The following is a 16,621-nucleotide window of genomic DNA, read 5'->3' as shown; positions in this document are numbered from 1 at the left end:
CGCGGTGGCAAATCAGACTTATCCGGTAGACCGCCGTCTCCAACCAGACAGCGCGCGCTTTGTCCTCGCGTTGCTGCACGCTTCCTTTAGCGCTCTGCCGCGTTCCTGTCGGCCTTCCATCCCGAGAACGCCTTGAAGGCTTCCGCCCTGTCGTGATCGCTCGGCTTGCTGTCGGGGTGCAGGGCCTTTGATATCATTGATACTGTCTTGAAGCTCATCACTACCTGTTTCCTGCTCTGCTTGTCGAAGTGCTTACGCATGGACTCCATCCGAGCTAGCGGAGTTCGCACGTCAAATCTTCCTCGCACCCGGCAAAACCTTTCCTGTCCGTCATCAAAACATTTGGCGCAAAGAGCGGCGAGATTTAGCGGAGAGCGGGCCTCATTTGTTGGTTGATGTTAAGCGGCGATTTTGCGGTGGAGCAAGCGCCGATATTTGATTGTCTGTCGTTTGATCCTTTCACGCTGTTTGATGATGGATTGTGCACGTCCGAAGTAGACGTCGGCGGGTGTGACGTTGCCGATGCCCTCGTGATAACGGCGATGATTGTAATGCTCGATGAATGCCTCGATCTGACACTCGAGATCGCCGGGCAGGAAGTAGTTCTCGAGCAGGATGCGGTTCTTGAGGGTTTGATGCCATCGCTCGATCTTGCCTTGGGTTTGCGGATGCAGCGGTGCGCCGCGGATATGGCTCATGCCGTTGGCATCGATCCATTCGGCAAGCTCGGCGGCGATGTAACTGGGACCATTGTCGCTGAGCAGTCTGGGCTTGTGCAACACCTTGGTGTTGTCGCAGCCTGAAGCTGCAAGGGCCAGTTCGAGCGTATCGGTGACGTCCTCGGCGCGCATGGTCGAGCACAGCTTCCAGGCAATGACATATCGAGAGAAGTCATCGAGTACGGTGGACAGATACACCCACCCCCAGCCGATGATCTTGAAGTAGGTGAAGTCGGTCTGCCACATCTGGTTGGGTGCTGTCGTCTTGTCTTTGAACTCATCAGCCGCCTTGACCACAATGAAGGCTGGGCTGGTGATGAGATCGTGGGCCTTGAGCAGGCGATAGACACTGGCTTCGGAGACGAAGTAGCGCTTCTCATCGGTAAAGCGCACTGCCAGTTCGCGCGATGAAAGTTCGGATTGCTCCAGCGCCATCTCGATGATCTGACCCTGGATATCGGCATCGATGCGGTTCCACACGCGACCTGGCCGGGAAGGACGATCTTCCAACGCTTCCGGCCCGCCCTCAAGGTAACGGTCATACCAGCGATAGAAGCTTCGACGTGCAATGCCCAGTTTGTCGAGTGTCTTCTTCGCCGGCAGATGCGATTGCTCGACGAGCCTGATGATCTCAAGCTTTTCGGATGCGGGATATCTCATTCGCCTTCGCCCCCATCCGCGATCATGCTTTTTTTGAGCAGACGGTTCTCCAGCGTCAGATCGGCAACCACCTCCTTCAGGGCATGCGCCTCACGGCGAAGGTCTTGCACTTCACCACTTGTCGCAGCTCGCGCCGTATCACCGGCCAGCCGCCGCTTGCCTGCCTCCATGAACTCCTTCGACCAGACGTAGTAAAGGCTCTGAGCGATCCCTTCCTTGCGGCACAGTTCAGCGATGCTGTCTTCACCGCGCAAGCCATCAAGCACAATCCGGATTTTATCTTCCGCCGAGAAATGGCGCCGGGTGGCGCGGCGAATGTCTTTGACAACCCGTTCGGCAGAACTTTTCCTGCTGCGAGACTTCGTAGTCATGTTCGTTCCTTCGTCATCGACGAGAACCGAACTCTCCTTAAATCATACCTTCAATTCTGTGCCATAGGCGCTGATCCCGGACAAACATGAGTAGTATTCTCGAAGCAGTTGCCATCATCAAGGGCAAGGATGCGACCGGCAACGCCTTCGATCAGGTCGCCGGCAAGATCAAGAACGTCGCCAGCGCGGCCAAGGCTCTCGACGGCATCACGCCGTTGGGCCGAAACTTTCAACGCGAACTTGCCGATCTGCGCGCGACCGAAAAGGAACTCGCGCTTATCGCGCGCAGCTTCAAATCGTTCGACGCGGCGCTGAAAAGCCGAGGCCCGATCCGGGCCTCGGCCTACTTCGGTGCGATCGATCAATGGAAATCGCAAACGCTTTCCGCATTGCGCGAGGTGCGGGCCGGCTATTCCGATACCGAACGCGTCCAGAGCCGATTTTTCCGGCGCGCCGGCCACTTCGCTCTTGGCGCCGCTGGCCTCTACAGCGGCGCCTATGCGACCGAACACGCCATTCGATCGTCGGCCCGCAGCGCCGCTGAACGGCAGCGCGAGCGGGTCCGTTACGATCAGATGGGCTTCAATCCGGCGGAACAGGCCGACGCCAATGTTGCGGCCGATCGGTTGGCCCTGGCTTATCCGTCGATCTCGCGCACCGAGCACCTCGCGGACCTGCGCAAGAATGCGGCCCGGCTCGGCGGTTTCGATCGAGCTAAGGAGGTTGCCGACATCTATGCGCGCGCCAAGATCGCGAACGCGATCTCGGGTGGTGACGCGCATGAATTGGAACAGCTTGTGCGGGCGGCGGAAGGTGCGGGCGCGGCGAACACCGCAGGCCAGTTCGGCGGGTTCCTGAATGCCTTCGCTAGGGCTAAGGCGGCAAATCCGGACTACACGGGCGAAGAATTCGCAAAGGATTTCCGCGCGGCCGGCGCGGCGAAATACGGGTTTGGCCGAGACTTCATGGAGGCTGATTTTCCAGTGCTCGCGTCGCACACTCCCGGTTTTGGTGTGAAGCTAGCGACGGCGAACTCCGCATTAATTGGCACCCGCGCGACTCAGGCGTCGAAGCGTCATATGCGAGAGGCGGGGCTGTTGGATAAAAATGGCAATCTCGTCGATACGGCCGGGTACCAGAACAATCCCTTTGAGTGGGTGCAACAGCATATTCGGCCGATCCTCGAATCTAAGGGGGTGAAATTCAGCGAGCACATGTCGGAAGATGACAAGCGCACCACGGCCGCTTGGGCAACTCGGACATTTTCGGCGAAGAATGCGGCCGACTTGGTGCTTTCGATGCTGCTCGATGCGCCGCTTGTCGAGCGTGCTCGCCAGCGCCGGACAAAAGACCTCGATCACATCCCGGATTTGCAGTCCAAGGATGCCTTTCTCGCGCAAGAGGCTGTGAAGAAGCAATTGGGAGATTTTGCTACCGCGCTGATCGGGTTACAGCCGGTGATCGACCTGATGAACGGCTTCGCCCGTTCGGTCGGCCGTATAACCAATGAGTTCGCGGAAGATACGCGGTCGGGACAACAGGCGGGCCGCGTGATCGGCGGCACCGTCCTGGCCGGCGGCGCTGCGGTTGGCGGCGTTCTGGCGGCCCGTGGCGCCTATCAGTGGTTCACCGGCGCCGGCGCGTTGTCCGGTAGCGCAGTTGCGCTCAACGAATCGGCGGCGGCCCTGACGGCGGCAGCGGCCCGGCTGGCGGCGTCCGGCGGCGGCTCGCTTTCGGACAATCTTAAGCCCGGCGGATCGACCGGCCGCAAGATGCCGGTGGTGCCGCTGGTAACGGCCCTGACGGCGCCGTTGTTTCTCGGTGGCGATACGTTGGATGGTCAAGGCGATCTGTTGCACAGGCAGGTCGAGCGCGACATCGAACGATTCCGGCGCGGCCGAGATTTCACGCTCGGGTCCGATCGCACATTCGGATTCGGGGCGTCATCATCGTTCGAGCGGTTCTCACCGCCAGCTTTCGGCGGTGGCGTGCTTGGGTATCTCGGCAACGCCGCCGGCCATTTCAACTACAGCGACGTGCCCGTTAAGGCGCAGGTTGAGGGTAACGCGACGTTGGACGTACGAGTCGCCGTCGATCCATCTCCGGATTTTTTGGCGAGGGTCGATCAGCGTGTCGACAACAAGATCAACGCGTTCCGATTGAGCGGCGTCCCCGCGACCGGCACCGCCGGATCAACCGGCATATCGATGCCCGAGGTGGTAGCGGGGCCATAAACGCCAGAAAAAATGGGGTTGGAAATGTCGAAGTGCCCACCTCGGCAACCAGAGCGCGCGCTATCTACGAGCTATTTGAGAAGGACCAGAAGCGCTTTGACGAACTGGCGTTGCCGCAGGCAGCGAAATACATTTCAGGTGCGGATGCAGTCGCGGAGGTCATCGAAGTTGCGCGAAAGCATTGGTACTCGGCGAGCCGGAAGAGCGCCCTGGCAAAAGGTGCCGACCAAAAAGCGTCTTCAAAGAAGTTCAACTGAAATGAGATTGCCGATAGACGCATCGTTCGATCCCTTGATCATACCGCGTTAGCGTGCGTTTTCCTGTGTGTGATGGAAACAGTGGCAATCACGTTCGCAGATGCGGGTGTTGGCCTTGGTGGATTGTGTCGCTGCGGCGGGGCATCCTTACCGAGGCGGTATGCGCGCTACGCCCCCGTCCCCTTTCGCTTTCCGACCGCACGCTGTCCGCTGATGGGCCACCGCCTTGGGTGCTCCGTTGCGCGTCGCGTTCGCGATCGGGTGATCCTCGGTCGGACGATGAGGATGGCCTGGCAATGGGTCCTTCCCGGTACCCCGCCCCCTACGGGCACTAGGGCTCCCGAAAAGCCGCTAGCCACAGATTTGAAAATCCGGCCTGACGAGGTTGACGAACTCGGATCGAACGTCGCTTTCGTCCGTCAGGTCGCGCAATCGCAACCAGAAAAGAGCGGACGGCCGGACACTAGCGGACGACTCTCCACACGCATGACAAACCCGCATGCCTATTGATTTTCGGACGGCCCGGACGGCTCGGACGGCTCAATTTCTTATTGAGAAAAAATAGCAGGAAAGACGGATTGTATGACCGTAGGGTCATGCTTGAATGCATGACGCGCTGGCGGCGCCAGCCCCCGCCATCCGTGCGGAGAGATGTGAAGTGAGGGTGTGGGAATAGTAGATCAGGCCTCGAAATTCGTTCGCGTGCTTGCATTATGCTTGCACAAAGATGTGACTAGGCGAGCCTCCGATATGCAGCCGCCATTCAACTATCTGATTTTAATGATAAAAATATGGTACAGTTGGGTGGGCTCGAACCACCGACCTCCTGTTCCACAGACAGGCGCTCTAACCAACTGAGCTACAACTGCATCATGCTCGTGCGCCCAAAACGCAATGCGAACGGGGCGGAAACTAGGTGCAACGCCCCGCTTTGGCAAGGCCACAACGGTCCGTTATCGCGCCGCTTTAGTCGTTTCGGACAGCAATCCTTTGGTCTTTGCATCTTATCGCGAGCTTTGGCTCCACGGCAGTCGAGCGTGGGCACAGGCCGGATCTGATCGCGGCGGAGACGACACTGAAAATAACAAACCCGGACCGAGGGGCCCGGGTTGATAGATTTAACGCGAACGGGCGTTTATCAGACGGTCGGCTGGAACAGTTTCGACGCGCCAGTCCTGATCGGCTCGGCAGTTTCCGCCGCAATTTTCTGGGTCAGTTCGGTCAATTCCTTGGCCTGGACCGCGAACGTTCCGAATTGATTGCGGGTATGGGTACTCCATAATTCGGTCGCATCAGACAACGACTTCGCGCCGACCAGGGCCTGCAAAAAATCGAAGCTGGCATTGGTATTGGCCTGACCGAAATCGAGCAGCTTAGCGGAATAAGCATGCGCCCCTTTAGTTGCAGCGTTAAACACGGCCTCAACAGCGCCGTTGCCGTCCTGCGCGGCTTCCTTGAACTTCGCGTAGTTATCGCGCGCCTGCAAAACGCCCTTTTCGGCGAATGCACGCACTTCCTCGGGAACTTCAAAAGCCTCGGTTGGATTAGCCATGGCAGTCATCCTTTGCAGTTGGGAACGCAGTGTGACCTGCAACGACGATCGTCCTGCAACGTAGCTTGATTGCGAACTGATCGGGCCAGCATCTGATCCACTCTTACCATGACTTCCTTGTGCGACGCAACAATATATTGCGACGCAAAACTTACCCCGCCGAGCGCGAAAACTCGAATAGCGGCCTTGGGCCCCTTAGACTTGAGGCTTGCGGGTTCCCCAGGCGGCCCGGCCCATGCTTTGCCCTATTTCGCTGGCCTGCTCGGTCAAGGCCTTCATTTGACCCTGCACATATTCCGTATTCAGCCGCATCGCCTCCGCGAGATCCTTCGCGCGGAGAAGTTGCTCGGCATAGTCCAGTGATGCGGTCATATTCTGCTGGGCAAAGGAGATTGCCTTGCTGCTGATATCTCGAACGCTGTCGCGAACCGCCTCGTTGCGACCCTCGATCGAATTGGCGGTTTGCTGGGCGCCGTCGAGAAAACTCTCAAGCGCCTTGCGTGCCTGCTCGAAACCTGCCTCCGCTAGCGACTGCATCTCGTTCGAAACTTCAAAATGCCGTCCCTGGTTGCTCATGGTCGCCGCTCCCTGTGGTGGCTCTTTCATGGGTCCCGGTCCTCCGGTCCCCACCACCTCAACGTGCCACCGATCGCGGAGGTCCCATGACAACGGCCAAATTAAGGTTATCTCGGCTTTGCCGGGGATTTCAGGAGAGCGGCCGTGGACCTCCGACATGGCGGACACGATACTGACGATCTGTTAGGACTGCGGCCAATGAAAGCCGACATGCGCAGCCGCCGAAGACAAAAGCCCAAGACATCTGACACGCGGTGCCCATGAATAGCGCCGATTTCCAGTTGCAGGGTATGACCGACCCACAGCTGGCCGTTCATGCGGCGGGCGCCCTGCCCGCGTGGCTGTGGTCGCTGGACGGCACCTGCATCCTGTGGGCCAATCCGGTGGGCGTCTCTATTGTCGGGGCAACCAACACCTCCGCTCTTGCTTCACGACACGTCGACCCTGACGACCCGCGCCGACGGCAGGTGGTTCAGCTCGCGCGCCGTCTGCCGCCCACCGGCGCAGTGCAGCTAGAACGAATGCGGGGCTATGCCGGCCTAGGAAGCCTTCTCACCTGCGCCTGCTCGCGGCTCGAAATTCGGGGCGTCGGCAGCGCCATCCTCGTGAGGGCCGTTGTTGAGCCGGCCGGTCGCAGCATGCCGCTGGTCGAACGATTGCAGCGACTGGTGGATGGCGTGGATATGCCGGTGGCTGCATTCGCGCGCGACGGCCGGTTCGTCGCCGCCAGCAACAGGGGCCGGCCGCTGTTCAGCATTGGCAGTCTCGCCGAAGGCGGGCTCAATGGCTTGCGCGATAACGCACTACGCGAGGGTCGTGCCGAGACCTCGGTCGGACTTTGGCGGTTGGTGCTGCAACGTGTCGGAAGCGGCGACGACATAGGACTTGTCGCCCTGCTGGAGCCGAACGTCTCAGATCGCTCTTCGACTCACCCGACACCGTTGACTGAACCGGACGCCGAATTTCCATTGCGGAACACCGCGACCGTTCCGCCGTCCACGCAAGCCGTCGAGTCGCCGCCCGACCCGGATAATAGTCCGTCGCGTGATCCTCCACCGCAGAGGCGCCACCATCCCTTGCGCTTCATGTGGCGGATGGATGCCGAAGGCCGCTTCTCGTTCGGATCCGACGAATTCACCCGCATCATCGGAATGCGAACAGCCTCAGAATTCGGCCGGTTGTGGAGCGAGATCACGGACGTATTCGGATTCGATCCTGAAGGCCGCGTTGCGAAAGCGGTCGAAACCCGCGACACTTGGAGCGGCATCACGCTCCTTTGGCCCGTCGATGGATCGGATGCACGTTTGCGTGTCGAATTGTCGGGGCTTCCGATCTACGACCGCGCACGCAATTTCGTCGGCTATCGTGGCTTCGGCGTCTGCCGTGATCGGGAGGGTTTGGCGCGGCTCGCAGCAAATCGACGCCACGAATTTTCGTTCAGCGAGACCTCCCATCCACCGCCGGCGGGCCCAGCGGGTTCTGCCGACGCCGAGCCCTCCGAATTCTTGCAACAACCAACAGAACCGGACACCACCGTGGAAACGCCCAAGAATGTCCTGCCGTTCAGGCCTCCGGTTGATCTGAAACCGCCTCCTCTCACGCCTGTCGAGAACAATGCCTTCAACGAACTGGCGCGCCAGCTCTCGGCCCGGCTGGAGGGCGAGCCCGACGCCGCCGAGCCTGGAACTAACGCCGAGCAGCCGGTTGTGCAGGAGCCGTCCGAAGTCGCCCAAACGCAGGTGGATGGATTGTCACCCCCCGAACCGACTCCGCAGGCCACCATCGCGCGCGACAGCCTGATCCTCGACTTACTTCCAGGCGGTGTAATGATCCACCGAGCTGGCCGCGCACTGTACGCTAACCCGGCGTTTCTCGCGCAGGTCGGCTACAGCAGTCTTCAGGCGCTGCAAGAGGCCGGCGGACTCGATGCCCTCCTGGTCCAAGCCGACATGCCCGCCACCGACAGCACACCGCCCACCGGCTCTCCCGTCACGGTCTCGGCAACGCCACCGTCGGGCGCGCCGCAACAGCCGATCACCGCCCGTCTTTTCGTGGTCCCCTGGGATGGCGAGCCCGCGCATGCCTTGATATGCGGTGGTACATCGGCGCCCTCTCGCGTCGGCCATGCCAACGCCGAGGAGCTTGCCACCATCGTCGACACCGCAGCCGAAGGCATCCTGATGTTTGACGACGGCGGACACATCACTGCTTGCAACCGCAGCGCCGAAGCGTTGTTCGGACATTCCGGCGACAGTCTCACGCAGCGCAATCTCGCCGATCTCTTCGCGCCGGAAAGCCAGGGCGCGGTGCGCGACTATCTCAAGGGCCTCGTGGACGATTCCGCAAGCCTGCTCGATCACGGCCGCGAGGTGTTGGGCCGCGTGGGCGCGGACAGGCTGATCCCGCTAGCGATGACGATGGGCCGGACCCAGACTGAAGGCCCCAACTTTTTCGCCGTGTTCCGCGACCTGTCGCAGTCAAAGAAAATCGAGACCGAGTTGTCGCAGGCGCGACGGCAGGCCGAGCGCGCAGCGAATGCAAAAGCCGACGTGCTGGCGCGGATCAGCCACGAAATCAGAACGCCGCTGAACTCCATTATCGGGTTTGCCGAGGTGATGATCGATGAAAAATTCGGCTCGCTCGGAAACGAGCGCTATGTCGAGTACATGAAGGACATCCGTGCTTCGGGCGAACGCATCATCGCGTTCATCGACGACCTGCTCGACCTGTCGCGGATCGAGACCGGCAAACTTGATCTCGCCTTCGTGAACCAGAATCTCAACGAAATCGTCGAGCAATGCGTCGCCGTGATGCAGCCGCAGGCCAATCGCGAGCGCATCATCATACGAACCTCGCTTGCGCACACGCTGCCGCCGGTCGTCGCGGACGCACAGGCGCTACGTCAGATCACGCTTAATCTCATCGGAAATTCGATCCATCTGGCCAATGCCGGCGGGCAGGTGATCGTCTCGACGACAATCAATGATTTCGGTGACGTGGCATTGCGCGTCCGGGACACCGGACACGGCCTCAGCGAAAACGAGTTGGCCGCGGCGACGGAGCCATTCCGCACACCGGCGCCGAGCGATCAGGCTTCGAAGAGCGCAGACGTCAGCCTGTCGCTCACCAAAGCGTTGGTGGAGGCCAATCGTGCCCAATTCCACATCAAAACGGGGCCACACTCCGGCACGCTGATCGAAGTGGTATTTGCGCAAACAAACGCGCTATCCTAGAGCGTTTTCGAGCGAAGTGGAATCCGGTTCGCGTGAAGAAAACGCGTGTCTTTCACCGTTTCCCCGAAACGGTGAAAGACTCTATGACTGAAACCCTGCGGCTGGGTCTGTAGCGCCTGACGCCATCGGGTATTGGCTTCTGGCCGCTGTCGCGCATCGTCCTCAGGCGCTCTGCAGCGCGACGCCGAATTCGGCTTCGGTCTTGGCCCTGACCTCGTCCAGCGTGACGCTGTCGGCGAGTTCGATCAGCGTCATGCCATCCTTGCCGTGCTTGTCGATGGTGAACACCGCAAGATCGGTAACGACCATATCGACAACCCTTTCGCCGGTCAGCGGCAGCGTGCACCGCTTGAGCAACTTCGGGCCATCCTTGGCGGAATGCTCCATCACGACGACGACACGCTTGACACCGGCGACGAGATCCATCGCGCCGCCCATGCCCTTGACCATCTTGCCCGGGATCATCCAGTTGGCGAGATCGCCGTTCTGCGCCACCTGCATCGCTCCGAGGATCGAGAGGTCGATATGGCCACCGCGCACCATGCCGAACGAGTCGGCCGAAGAAAAAAAGCTGGAGGTCGGCAATTCTGTGACGGTCTGCTTGCCCGCGTTGATAAGATCGGGATCCTCATCGCCTTCATAGGGAAACGGACCCATGCCGAGCATGCCGTTCTCGCTCTGGAGCTGAACGTCGATATTGTCGGGAATGAAGTTTGATACCAGCGTCGGAATACCGATTCCGAGATTGACGTAATAACCATCGCGCAATTCCTTGGCGGCACGCCCTGCCATCTGCTCGCGGGTCCAGGCCATGGGGCTCTCCTGTCATATTGTTGTCGTTGCAAGGAGCTTATCGGAAGCGATCCAGCACTGTTCTGAGCCTAGAAGCGCCTATGCCACCGGGCGTGGACGGGTGTTGCGGAATTCGATGTGCTTCCTGGCGCTCCCCACCTCGACGATGCGCTTGATGAAGATGCTGGGAGTATGGATGTGATCGGGATCGATCTCGCCAGCGGGTACCAGATGTTCGACTTCTGCGATGGTAACCTTCGCGGCGGTCGCCATGATTGGGTTAAAGTTTCGCGCAGTCTTGCGATAGACCAGATTGCCAGCGGTGTCGCCCTTCCAAGCGTGGACGATGGCGAGATCGGCGAATAGCCCTCGCTCCATAAGATATTTCTGGCCGTCGAATTCCTTCACCTCCTTGCCCTCGGCAATGAGGGTGCCGACGCCGGTTTTTGTGTAGAACGCCGGAATGCCGGCGCCGCCCGCGCGAATGCGCTCAGCCAACGTGCCCTGCGGATTGAATTCAAGTTCCAGATCGCCGGCAAGATACTGCTGGGCGAAAAGCTTATTCTCGCCGACGTAGGACGAGATCATCTTCTTAATCTGCCGCGTTTCGAGCAAACGGCTCAGTCCGATGCCATCGACGCCGGCGTTATTGGACACGAAGGTCAGATTTTTGACTCCAGAGTCACGAATGGCATCGGACAACGTTTCCGGGATGCCACACAAGCCGAATCCACCGGACATGATCATCATGCCGTCCCTGAGAAGACCATCGAGGGCCGATTTGGCGTCGGGGTAGACTTTGTCCATGAGCTGCGACCTGCAAGGAGGAAGGCGCCGCTTAACGGCGCGCGGGCAGGGTTAAAGGGAAGTATTAGGCAAAATCCTCGTGGGGCGTCAATTGGAGCTATGGTCGGCTTGGCGGAGCGAATTTGACATTCGCTATTCACATTTGCACCAGCAAAACTCTCGCCGTAGTGGCATGTAAATGTCAAAATCGGACTGTCGGCGGCCTTGAAAGCGTCAAGAAAACCAATCAAGTTGCGGGCGCTGCCGGACGACGTTCGACCGGTCGGCAAAGCGTCAACCAACCCCGGACATGTCATTGACGATGGCCCAAGGAATGAAGCGCCTGGGAATATCGGTCGCGGCCATTCTGGGAGTTGCGGTGATCGGCCTGTCGGGGCTGATCTCCATGTCGCGACTGCTCGACCACGACGCCTTGCGAGACGCCGTCGAAAGTCAGATCCGCACGGTGACGGGACTCGACTTCGTCGCAGATGGCCGCATCGACGTCTCGGTTTTTCCCGGCAGCTATGTTTCCTTCCATGGTGTCCGCATCAAGGGTAGCGACGCCGAGGCTCCCGCACTCAGCGTCGATGTGCTGACCGCCAATCTGCGCCTGATTCCGCTTCTCATGCAGCATTTCCAGATCGACGACGTCATGATGCTGCACCCTCACATCCGCGTTAAGCGCGCTGCCGACGGCCGTAGCAACTGGACTCCCTTCGTGGAAACGATTGCGCGAAATATGAGACCCGGAGCCGACAGCCCGGTCTCGTTCTCGGAAATCCAAATCCAGAATGGCGAACTCAGCTATGAGGATACGGCCGGTGAGATTTCCGAAAACCTCCGCGACCTCGATCTGTCGCTGGCGTGGCCCTCGATTTCCCGCTCGTTCGCGGCGACAGGACAGTTCGACTGGCGCGGCGAACGCGTCGACGGCAGCATAAGCCTCAGTGATTTTCTCGCAGCGCTATCGGGCGATCGATCCGGCCTGAAGATCAAGGTCGCCAGCGCACCGCTGAAATTCGCGTTTGACGGTACGGTCGCCAACCCGATCAGTTGGATGATGGAAGGTACGCTCTCCGCCGATAGCACTTCCTTGCGCGAGGCGTTGCGCTGGATCGGACAGCCTCCTCCCGGCGACGGCGGGTTCGATCGCTTCGCGCTCAAGGCGCGCGCCAGCATGATCGGCTCGTCGATCGCGCTCACGAACGTCAACGTCGAAATCGATGGTAATGTCGCCGAGGGCGTAATGACCTACGCCAATAACGGACGGCAGACCCTGCAGGCCACGCTTGCCGCCGGAACGCTGGATTTCACCCCTTATGTCAAGACGATCCGGCTGCTCGCCGGCGGAGCCCGCGACTGGAATCGGCAACTGTTCGATCTGCACGCGCTGTCCGCCACCGACCTCGACATGCGGCTTTCGGCAGCAAAGGTCATCGTCGGCTCCACTAGGCTTGGCAAAACCGCACTCGGCGCCAACCTCCGCAATGGATCGCTCGCGCTCAGCATCGGCGAAGCGCAAATCTATGACGGTATCGCGAAGGGATCGTTCGGCATCTCGCACGCCGAGGCGGCCGCCGATGTGAAGGCGCAGTTTCAGCTGATCGACGTCGATCTGCAAGCCTGCGTCAGCGATCTGTTCGGCACCGGTCGGCTCTCCGGGCGCGGCAACCTGAATATTTCGCTTGAGGCCAAGGGATCGAGTCCGTACGGGCTGGCGCAATCGCTCGACGGGACGGCGGTTCTGACCGGCCATGACGGCGCGATCAGCGGATTCAATGTCGAGCAACTGCTGAAGCGGCTGGAGCGGCGGCCGCTCTCCGGCGGCGGAAATTTCCGCAACGGAAAGACACCATTCGACAAGCTGAATATCGCCCTCGATTTCGACGACGGGGTCGCCGTTGCGACGGACGTGCGCGTCGAAGGGCCGGCAGCGCGTCTCACCCTGACCGGCACTGCCTCGGTGCCTTCGCGAGACTACGATCTCAAGGGCGTCGCAAGCCTGACGTCGTCAGCGGGTGCCGACAATTTCGAGTTACCGTTCGTGGTCCAGGGACCATGGGACGATCCGCTGGTCTTTCCCGATCCGGAAAGCCTGATACGGCGGTCCAAGGCGTCGGCACCGCTGCTCGACGCGGTCAGGGACCGCAAAACCCGCGACGCGGTTCGCTCGGTGATCGAGCATCTAACGGATCAGAAGGCAGTTCCCGAGGCGACCGTTCCGGATACCCCGACCGGGTCCGGAACGTCGCGTACAAACTGACATCGTCCGCAAGCCTCTTCCTCAATCCCAAGCCCTTCTTCAACCAACGTCTACAGGGGTGCGGCGTTTTCGCCTTGCCGGCTCGAGAGTTTCGAAGCCAGCGAAGCGACCACGATAACCACAGCGATCGATCCGACGATCAGCGTGCAGATCGCATTGATCTCCGGCTTCACGCCAAGACGCACCTCTGAATAAATCCGGATCGGGAGCGTTGTAGACCCGGGACCAGTGGTGAAACTCGCGATCACCACATCGTCCATCGACAGCGTAAAGGCAAGCATCCAGCCCGCGATGACCGACGGCAGGATCAGCGGCAACGTCACCTTGACGAACGCCCGGAGGGGGTCGCAGCCCAGGTCCATCGCAGCTTCCTCCAGGCTTCGATCGAGCGATCCGAGTCGCGACTGCACCACCACGGCAACGAAGCACATGGTCAGCGTCGTATGCGCGATCGTGACCGTCCAGAACCCGCGCTGCGCATCGACCGCAACGAACAGCAGCAACAAGGACAGTCCGGTGATCACCTCGGGCATCACCAGCGGGGCGTACAGCATTCCCGAGAACAGCGCGCGTCCATGGAAGGCGCCGGCGCGCGTCAGAGCGACCGCAGCCAGCGTTCCCAGAACGGTAGCGGCCGTGGCCGACACTGCGGCAACCCGCAGGCTCATCGCAAGCGCGGACAACATCGCTTCGTCGTTGAAAAGTTCAACGTACCAGCGCACGGACCATCCGCCCCAGACCGTCACCAGCCGCGAGGCGTTGAACGAATAGATCACGAGAACGACGATAGGCAGATACAGAAACCCCAACCCGAGCGCGAGCGCGGTAATGTTGAAAGGCGACAGTCTGGCGAGCGCGGGCCTTGCCATCATCGCAGTTCTTCCAGCTGGCGACGCTGCACTCGCTCGTTAATAAGAAGCGGCGCCAGCAGCAGCACCAGCAGCACGACGGCGATCGCCGACGCCACCGGCCAATCGCGGTTGGTAAAAAATTCCAGCCATAAGGTCTGCCCGATCATCGGCGAGGTTGACCCCGCGAGCAGATCCGGAATCACGAACTCGCCAACAATCGGAATGAAGCACAGCAGCGCGCCCGCGCCGATACCCGGCAGCGACAACGGCACCGTCACAAGCCAGAACGTGGTCAGACGCGAACCGCCGAGGTCAGCGGAAGCCTCAAGAAGCGCGGGATCCATTTTGGCCAATGTCGCGTAGAGCGGCAGGATCATGAACGGCAGATAGGAATAGACGATCCCGATATACATCGCCGCATCGGTGGACAGCCACACGACGGGAGCGCTGACGAGGTGCAGCGCCATCAGCACGTTGTTCAGGATGCCATCGTGCTGGAGAATGTTGATCCACGCGTAGACGCGGATCAAAAACGAAGTCCAGAACGGCACGATCACCAGGATCATCGCAATCGGTTGCCAGCGTGCCGGCAGGCGCGACATGCCGTGGGCGATGGGATAGCCGACCGCGAGCAGGATCGACGTCGATATCAGGGCGACGACAACGCTTCGCAGGTAAGACAGGACGTAAAAATGGTCCGACGCAAGCAGCTTGAAATTTTCAGGCGACAGCGCCGCGATGGCGGCCTTAAGGGCAGCTATGCCCTCAGCTGGATCAAACACGGGCAGATACGGCGGCTGCGCCATCACCGTGTGTGACAGGCTGATCTTGAGCACGAAGCCGAACGGCAGCAAGAAAAACAGCAACATCCACAGAAACGGCGCAATCGCCGCCCTGCGCGCGGGAACGGAGAAAAGACCTCGCCCGTTCATCGGTCAAGCACCATGCAATCGTCTGACGCGAAACACACCACCACACGCTCCGCCTTATCGTAGGCGTCAACCTCCCGCCGAACGTTGTTAGCAACCGACGCGGACAGCAGCGCGCCACGATCAAGCCTGACCTGATAGCGAGTCTGACCGCCAAGATAGCTGATGCCGGAAATGACGCCTTCCAAGCGGTTGATCCCGGCCGCGTGGCCCGCATCGGATGTCGCCTCGCCTCGCGACAAGCGAACCTTCTCCGGGCGTATTGCAACGCAGACCTGATCCGTCGTTAGCGCCTGCACGGGTGCCGCAGCCGTCACCTGTCCCGCTGGCGTTGCGACCGTTACGCGGCCGGCGTCGCACGACTCCACTTCGCCATCGATGATGTTGATTCCGCCAACGAACTCGGCAATCCAGCGAGAGTTCGGCGCTTCATAGAGCTGGCGCGGCGTCGCCACCTGTTCCAGACGCCCCGCATTCATCACCCCGATGCGATCCGCCATCATCATCGCCTCCTCCTGATCGTGAGTGACGATGATGAAGGTCATGCCGAGCTGGCGCTGCAGCCGCATCAATTCGGTTTGAGTGTTCTCGCGCAGTTTCATGTCGAGCGCGGCCAGCGGTTCATCGAGCAGCAATAGCCGCGGGCGCCGCGCGAGCGCGCGCGCCAGCGCCACGCGCTGCCTCTGACCGCCCGAAAGCTGCTCCGGCTTGCGCTTATCCATGCCCTCGAGACTCACCAGTGCCACCATCTCTGCGACGCGGGCATCGATCTCGGCGCGCGACAGGCTCGCCCGCCTCAGCCCGAACGCGATGTTGTCTCGCACGGACAGATGGGGAAACAGCGCATAGTTCTGAAACATCATGTTGACGGGACGCCGATGCGGCGGAACGCCGGATATGTCTTGACCACCGAGACGGATGCGCCCGCTGTCAGGTGTCTCGAACCCGGCCAGCATCCGAAGCAGCGTGGTCTTGCCACAGCCGCTTGGCCCCAGCAGCGCAAAAAACTCCCCCGCCTTGATGTCGAGTGACAGGCGATCAACAGCGGTAAACCCGCCAAAGCGCTTGACGACCGCATCGACCTGCAACAGCGGCAGGTCGGACGGCGCGGCCGCATCGGAGGTAGGTCTCGCTTCTTTCGTCATTCCATCCCGTCTCGTTTCGCGATGAAGGCTATAGCGTTTTCGAGGTGGATACCGGTTCGCGTCAAGAAACGCATCAAAACACAAAGATAGAACCCCGCTTCTGATTCCATCAAAAGCGGAAAGGCTCTAGTGATCCGATTGCAGTGATCGCATCATCTGCTTGCGAATGTCGAAATCAACCGACCAACGGCAATACACGTTGTCGGCAGAGTTTTGGATGCGGCATTCGGGCTCGGAGATTGCACTCGCG

General features: G+C 60.4%; 13 protein-coding genes and 1 tRNA gene. 4 read left to right on the top strand and 10 right to left on the bottom strand.

Annotation, left to right across the window (positions count from 1 at the left end; all coding sequences use genetic code 11):
• Window positions 1–86: 86 nt before the first annotated feature.
• Window positions 87–260 (bottom strand): hypothetical protein, encoded by a 174-nt coding sequence (locus tag ACM561_RS05665; protein WP_425908674.1) that lies wholly within the window; start codon window positions 258–260, stop codon window positions 87–89.
• 138 nt (window positions 261–398) lie between these two features.
• Window positions 399–1,750, bottom strand: a protein-coding gene (locus tag ACM561_RS05660) for an IS3 family transposase (protein ID WP_425905397.1) whose coding sequence is annotated in 2 segments (ribosomal slippage) — window positions 399–1,414 and window positions 1,414–1,750 — 1,353 coding nt in all. Because the reading frame shifts where the segments join, the coding sequence is not laid out codon by codon here.
• Between the two features lie 86 nt (window positions 1,751–1,836).
• Here ACM561_RS05660 and ACM561_RS05655 point away from each other — a divergent pair.
• Together ACM561_RS05655 and ACM561_RS05650 are read left to right on the top strand one after the other, a co-directional pair.
• Entirely contained in the window at window positions 1,837–3,984 is a 2,148-nt protein-coding gene (locus tag ACM561_RS05655) for a hypothetical protein (protein WP_425908672.1), read from the top strand.
• A gap of 32 nt (window positions 3,985–4,016) precedes the next feature.
• Window positions 4,017–4,241, top strand: coding sequence for a hypothetical protein (locus ACM561_RS05650; protein WP_425908671.1), 225 nt, complete (start codon window positions 4,017–4,019; stop codon window positions 4,239–4,241).
• A gap of 792 nt (window positions 4,242–5,033) precedes the next feature.
• Here ACM561_RS05650 and ACM561_RS05645 read toward each other — a convergent pair.
• The 3 genes from ACM561_RS05645 to ACM561_RS05635 all read right to left on the bottom strand — a co-directional run bounded on the left by ACM561_RS05645 (window position 5,034) and on the right by ACM561_RS05635 (window position 6,369).
• Window positions 5,034–5,110, bottom strand: a tRNA-His gene (locus ACM561_RS05645).
• 269 nt (window positions 5,111–5,379) lie between these two features.
• The gene (locus ACM561_RS05640; protein ID WP_079446079.1) at window positions 5,380–5,802 is read right to left on the bottom strand and encodes a phasin; all 423 of its coding nucleotides are present in this window, start codon (window positions 5,800–5,802) and stop codon (window positions 5,380–5,382) included.
• Window positions 5,803–5,988: 186 nt separating this feature from the next.
• Window positions 5,989–6,369 (bottom strand): phasin, encoded by a 381-nt coding sequence (locus ACM561_RS05635; RefSeq protein WP_425909651.1) that lies wholly within the window; start codon window positions 6,367–6,369, stop codon window positions 5,989–5,991.
• Between the two features lie 260 nt (window positions 6,370–6,629).
• Here ACM561_RS05635 and ACM561_RS05630 point away from each other — a divergent pair, with 260 nt between their 5' ends.
• Window positions 6,630–9,602, top strand: coding sequence for a PAS domain S-box protein (locus ACM561_RS05630; protein WP_425909649.1), 2,973 nt, complete (start codon window positions 6,630–6,632; stop codon window positions 9,600–9,602).
• Window positions 9,603–9,764: 162 nt separating this feature from the next.
• Here ACM561_RS05630 and ACM561_RS05625 read toward each other — a convergent pair whose 3' ends face one another.
• A complete protein-coding gene (locus tag ACM561_RS05625) occupies window positions 9,765–10,415 on the bottom strand; it encodes a 3-oxoacid CoA-transferase subunit B (RefSeq protein ID WP_425908668.1) in 651 nt (216 codons plus the stop codon).
• A gap of 78 nt (window positions 10,416–10,493) precedes the next feature.
• Entirely contained in the window at window positions 10,494–11,201 is a 708-nt protein-coding gene (locus ACM561_RS05620; RefSeq protein ID WP_425908666.1) for a CoA transferase subunit A, read from the bottom strand.
• A 301-nt stretch (window positions 11,202–11,502) separates the two neighbouring features.
• Between ACM561_RS05620 and ACM561_RS05615 the strand changes: the two genes are divergently transcribed.
• Entirely contained in the window at window positions 11,503–13,446 is a 1,944-nt protein-coding gene (locus tag ACM561_RS05615; protein ID WP_425908665.1) for an AsmA family protein, read from the top strand.
• Window positions 13,447–13,496: 50 nt separating this feature from the next.
• Here ACM561_RS05615 and ACM561_RS05610 read toward each other — a convergent pair whose 3' ends face one another.
• Genes ACM561_RS05610 through ACM561_RS05600 form a run of 3 tightly spaced genes read right to left on the bottom strand, consistent with a single transcriptional unit; the run spans window position 13,497 to window position 16,371 of the window.
• Entirely contained in the window at window positions 13,497–14,315 is an 819-nt protein-coding gene (locus ACM561_RS05610) for an ABC transporter permease subunit (RefSeq protein WP_425908664.1), read from the bottom strand.
• Entirely contained in the window at window positions 14,315–15,229 is a 915-nt protein-coding gene (locus ACM561_RS05605) for an ABC transporter permease (protein WP_425908662.1), read from the bottom strand. The genes ACM561_RS05610 and ACM561_RS05605 overlap by 1 nt, the downstream gene beginning before the upstream one ends.
• Window positions 15,226–16,371 carry an ABC transporter ATP-binding protein gene (locus tag ACM561_RS05600; protein ID WP_425908660.1) on the bottom strand — a complete coding sequence of 382 codons (1,146 nt, stop codon included), beginning with the start codon at window positions 16,369–16,371 and terminating at the stop codon, window positions 15,226–15,228. Before ACM561_RS05600 ends, ACM561_RS05605 begins: the two co-directional genes overlap by 4 nt.
• Window positions 16,372–16,621 lie beyond the last annotated feature (250 nt).

Origin of the sequence: Nitrobacter sp. TKz-YC02 (genome assembly GCF_049852135.1) — a bacterium.
Lineage (GTDB): Bacteria > Pseudomonadota > Alphaproteobacteria > Rhizobiales > Xanthobacteraceae > Nitrobacter > Nitrobacter vulgaris.
This window is presented reverse-complemented; position numbering and strand designations above follow the sequence as displayed.